7 protein-coding genes are annotated in these 3,959 nt (G+C 46.3%); 4 read left to right on the top strand and 3 right to left on the bottom strand.

Annotated features, from left to right (window positions below; translation table 11 throughout):
• Positions 1 to 267, top strand: a 267-nt coding sequence (locus ACQY6Q_RS00210; RefSeq protein ID WP_427976463.1) for a hypothetical protein, incomplete at its 5' end; no start/stop codon positions are given.
• Positions 268 to 337: 70 nt separating this feature from the next.
• Positions 338 to 1,042 (top strand): DnaA inactivator Hda, encoded by a 705-nt coding sequence (hda, locus tag ACQY6Q_RS00205; RefSeq protein WP_427976461.1) that lies wholly within the window; start codon positions 338 to 340, stop codon positions 1,040 to 1,042.
• Positions 1,043 to 1,044: 2 nt separating this feature from the next.
• Here hda and ACQY6Q_RS00200 read toward each other — a convergent pair whose 3' ends face one another.
• Genes ACQY6Q_RS00200 through ACQY6Q_RS00190 form a run of 3 tightly spaced genes read right to left on the bottom strand, consistent with a single transcriptional unit; the run spans position 1,045 to position 3,238 of the window.
• On the bottom strand, positions 1,045 to 1,434 hold the full coding sequence (locus tag ACQY6Q_RS00200) for a DUF2069 domain-containing protein (RefSeq protein WP_427976459.1): 390 nt from the start codon (positions 1,432 to 1,434) through the stop codon (positions 1,045 to 1,047).
• The gene (arsC, locus tag ACQY6Q_RS00195) at positions 1,427 to 1,777 is read right to left on the bottom strand and encodes an arsenate reductase (glutaredoxin) (RefSeq protein WP_427976457.1); all 351 of its coding nucleotides are present in this window, start codon (positions 1,775 to 1,777) and stop codon (positions 1,427 to 1,429) included. Before arsC ends, ACQY6Q_RS00200 begins: the two co-directional genes overlap by 8 nt.
• 21 nt (positions 1,778 to 1,798) lie before the next feature.
• Entirely contained in the window at positions 1,799 to 3,238 is a 1,440-nt protein-coding gene (locus tag ACQY6Q_RS00190) for a M48 family metalloprotease (RefSeq protein ID WP_427976455.1), read from the bottom strand.
• Between the two features lie 129 nt (positions 3,239 to 3,367).
• On the opposite strand from ACQY6Q_RS00190, the gene ACQY6Q_RS00185 reads away from it, so the two are divergent.
• Together ACQY6Q_RS00185 and ACQY6Q_RS00180 are read left to right on the top strand one after the other, a co-directional pair.
• Positions 3,368 to 3,595 carry a sulfurtransferase TusA family protein gene (locus tag ACQY6Q_RS00185; RefSeq protein ID WP_427976453.1) on the top strand — a complete coding sequence of 76 codons (228 nt, stop codon included), beginning with the start codon at positions 3,368 to 3,370 and terminating at the stop codon, positions 3,593 to 3,595.
• A gap of 10 nt (positions 3,596 to 3,605) precedes the next feature.
• A partial coding sequence (locus ACQY6Q_RS00180; RefSeq protein WP_427976450.1) for an AI-2E family transporter occupies positions 3,606 to 3,959 on the top strand: 354 nt, incomplete at its 3' end.

Below are 3,959 nucleotides of genomic sequence, written 5' to 3'. Positions count from 1 at the left end.
TATGGTGTGGTGTTAAGTCAAGGAGAGCAGGCCGCTACCTTGGTGAGTTTTGCTCAGATCCATTCGATGAATCAGTATGTTGAGCTGGAGCGCTTTTTATATCAGCAGCCTAGTGTGGCTCACTTAACTTTGCATCAGGTTAAGCAAGATGTCTTCACTTTCGAAGTAGAACTGTTAAGCCCTTGGGAAGATTTAAAAGCTGCGCTGGATATCGCACCTCGGCTGCAAGCAGACGAAACCCGCAGTAAGTACTATCATTTCCAATAGCAAATATTTCTCATCTTAATAGTGAGCTGATACAATGCCTGCAGTCTTGTATCAGCTTTAATGTATTAGTTTGAGTTTTTCCCCGCAATTATCACTTCCAGTACTGTTACCTGATGATGAAACCTTGGTGAGTTTTTACCCAGGGGATAATCAGCAGCTATTAAGTGCACTGCGTAATCTAGCCCTCGATAAGGGCGAGCGGATGATCTATTTGTGGGGCAGTGAAGGTTGCGGCCGTACTCATTTATTACATGCTAGTTGTACTGAAATGGCCGATATGGGCGCCGCGAGTGCCTATCTTCCCCTTGATATGCATAGCGCCATGTCTCCACAAATGCTTGAAGGCTTAGAAAATATGGCCTTGGTGTGCTTGGATAATATCGACGCGATTGTTGGCATTAAAGCTTGGGAAGAAGCTATTTTTGATTTTTATAATCGGCGTAAAGAACTGGCTTCGACCACCCGATTAATTGTTACTGCCAGTGCCCCCGCACCACAATTGTCCTTTGCCTTGGCTGATTTACAGTCACGACTTAATTGGGGCGTTACTTATAAAGTTCATGCACTAGACGACGAACAAAAGCTCAGCGCGTTGCAGTTACGCGCCGAATTACGTGGTTTGAAAATGCCTTTAGAGGTAGCGCGCTTTCTGTTGAAACGCTTGTCCCGCGATATGCCAACCTTATTGTCTAAGTTGGATTTACTGGATCAAGCGTCGATTACTGCACAACGTAAGCTCACGGTTCCTTTCGTTAAAGAGATATTGGAACTATAAACTTAAGATTTATCTTTGAGTTTCTTCAGGCCTAGGCCGAGTTCTTTGCCGCGGCATTTGGCGTATTGCAAAGCAAAGAAAAAGGCCAACAGCACCAATACCAATTCTACCGCGGCTAACCAGCGCTCTTGCTCCGATACCATTAATAGGGTAGTGCTGTGTAATACGTAGAGTAGCAATACAAAGCAGCTCCATGCATAGGTATAAGGTTTACCGGCAAGTATGCCGCGTAGCGGAAACAGTAAGGGAACCACCCAAAATACCAGCATCAATGCGATATGGATGTCTACTGGCGGTGACAGCCATAGGTGCCATAGTAGCACCCATGCGAGTAAACCCAGATAGGCGCTTTTAGCGGCGCGTAGTAGCGCCGAACTACTGAGCTTAAACAATCTCTAGTACCTGTTCAGGTGGTCGACCAATGCGTGCTTGCCCTTGGTTAATCACTATCGGGCGCTCAATCAGCTTAGGGTTGGCGTGCATGGCGGCAATTAACTGGTCATCACTGAGGCTCTCATCGTCGAGGTTTAATTCTTTATACAACTGCTCTTTGCGGCGCATTAATTGCCGAGGGCTTAAGGCTAGCATGCTTAGAATATCTATTAGCTGCTGCACCGAAGGGGCATTTTCCAAGTAAAGAATCACCTCAGGGTCAATGCCTTTGTCTTGTAGTAGCTGCAGCGTTTGGCGGCTTTTTGAACAGCGTGGGTTGTGTAATATTTTTATATCAGACATATCATTTCCTTGGTTGAAGGCTTAGTTGAGTGATTCAAGCTCTTGTTCGGCCTGCTTAAATTGCTCGATTCTAGCTTGGATCCTCGCTTGTTCGAGTTTGTTTTCAGTTAGATTAAAGGCGCTATGTAGCTCGTCGATGGCCCGGCGGTAATCAGAGTGTAAGGATAGAAACTCAGCCTGTGCGACATGGCTGGCCGCCACATTGTTTAAGCGCCGTTGGGTCTTACTTAGCTCTCCCCACGCTAGTGCATCGTTGGGTTTATCACGCAAATAACGGTCGAGGAGTTTTGCGCTTTCATTGAGCTGGCCTTTTTCACTTAAGGCATAGGCTAAATTGAGTACGATAACCTGATTGTTGGTGTAGCGGGTTTGCGCCGCGCTTAAGCGTTTTACTGCACTGTCGTAGTCTTTCATGGCAATATCGATATCGGTTTGTGTATCGATAATAAACAAGTTGTCTGGGTAAGTGGTGGCTAAGCCCTCAATAATTGTTTTGGCTTCTGCGTAGCGAGCTAAAGCAAACAAAGCCAAGGCTTTACCGTATTCCGCGGCTTCTTTAATCCGGTATTCTTTACGTTCTAATACTCGCTGATAATAGTCCAGAGCTTCGCTGGGGCTCATGGTGCCATGGCGTACTATTATTCGGGATTTAGCCATTTGAAACGATAACGAAGGCGCGATAAAGCGGTGCGGGTAGCGATTGGCTCGGGCACGTGCTTCACTAACTCGGGTATCGGGTAGCGGGTGGGTAATCAGCATTTGCGGCGGTTTACTGGCATAACGATACTTTTCGGAGAGCTTGCCAAAGAAACTGCCCATGCCGCTGGGGTCATAGCCTGCTTCGGCTAGGGTTCTTAAGCCTATTCTATCCGCCTCAAATTCGTTGGCACGGGTATAGTTTATGGAGTTTTGTATCCCCGCAGCCATAGTGGCTTGCAGAGCGGCAATACCAGCCACTGGGTTGGCAATACCTAATAATAGCGAACCTAACATGCCAGCCATCGATAGGTTTTGTGCCGCCGCTTGGTTTTCTATGCTGCGGGCAATGTGTCTTTGAGTCACGTGAGCGATTTCGTGGGCAATCACCGAAGCAAACTCGCTTTCGGTTTCGGCGTATAAAAATAAGCCAGTATGAATTTTTACATAGCCACCTAAAAAGGCAGCGGCGTTAATTTCGTTGTCGGTCACTAAGAAAAAGTTGAATGGGGTTCTTACTTGCTCTGCCTTGGCGACTAAATGATTACCTAGCTCACTCACGTATTCCGACAGCACCGGATCGTTGGTCATCTTACTGCTAGCTCGAATAATCCGCATGTAAGCGTTGCCGTAGATAACCTCTTTGTCGATAGACAGAGCGGATGCGCCGGCGGTGCCAATTTCCGGAAGTTGGTTGTTGGCAGACATCAGCGGCGCATAGAAGAACAGCATGCTGGCAACAAAGTAGTGAGCTAGTCGGGTCATTTCATTCCGATAGGTTTGCTTCAGTATGGCGAGAATAACGCTATTTTGTGTGTTATTCAAAAGCTAAAAATTGAGTCCAGATGAATAGCCTGTAATAATGTCTTAGGTATTTTATGGTAATTAATACAAATGCTTTGCCTCGATTTGCAAGATCATGCTTGCCCCTATCCATTGTTGGAAAGTAAGCTCTGGTTAAAAACCGCTAAAGCGGGAGACAAGCTTCAGCTATTACTCGGTGATAGCGGGTCTCGGCGCGATATTCCTAAGTATTTTCGTCGCTTAGGTCATGATGTATTGGTAGAGCAAGATAGCCGTGTATTCCGCGTCACTATTACCGCTAAGCCGAACAAGGATTAATGCAGTAACTATGTTTAAAGTCTTATCAAATTGGTACCACAGAATGTTTACCGATCCTGAAGCGGTGGCTATGGCCTTGGTGTTGCTGATTGGTTTTATTCTGATTTATTTTATGGGCGGCTTGCTGGCACCCTTGTTAATTGCCTTGGTACTTGCTTACTTACTGGATTGGCCGGTAAGTTTTTTAGCCAATCATGGTTTTCGGCGCGGCTTGGCCAGCGCATTAGTTTTGTTGGTGTTCTTTTTAATTGCCACCTTCGCCGTGTTACGCGTGTTGCCTACAGTATGGGGGCAAGGGGTTAACTTATTAAGCGAATATCCGGTGATGTTAAATAGCTCGCAGCAATGGTTGGAATCACTGCCG

Origin of the sequence: Agarivorans sp. (genome assembly GCF_050295395.1) — a bacterium.
GTDB lineage: Bacteria > Pseudomonadota > Gammaproteobacteria > Enterobacterales > Celerinatantimonadaceae > Agarivorans.
The sequence above is the reverse complement of the archived record's forward strand: the minus strand, read 5'-3'. Positions and strand labels throughout refer to the sequence as shown.